Raw genomic sequence first — 230 nt, forward strand, 5'->3', positions numbered from 1 at the left:
CGGGAACGTAATTCGGTGCGCGTGCTCGGGTGTGAATACGCCTTGTCGGCGAGCAATCGGAAGTCGCCACCGGTCACGCCGTGCTCAGCGCAGGCGTGGTCGTAGTCGTCGAGCAAAGGCATCAACTGCGGATTGTCGCCGGCCTGGCCAGCAGTCAACCGGACCGCGACAACAGCTTCGCGCTGATCGGTCAGGGTGTGGATCTTGGTGGTCAGCCCGCCTCGCGAACG

Annotated in this window: 1 protein-coding gene; it reads right to left on the bottom strand. The window is 64.3% G+C overall.

Annotation, left to right across the window (positions count from 1 at the left end):
- On the bottom strand, positions 1-230 hold a 230-nt coding region (locus tag FPZ47_RS28160; protein WP_144957609.1), incomplete at both ends, for a transposase.

Origin of the sequence: Mycobacterium helveticum (genome assembly GCF_007714205.1) — a bacterium.
Classification (GTDB): domain Bacteria; phylum Actinomycetota; class Actinomycetes; order Mycobacteriales; family Mycobacteriaceae; genus Mycobacterium; species Mycobacterium helveticum.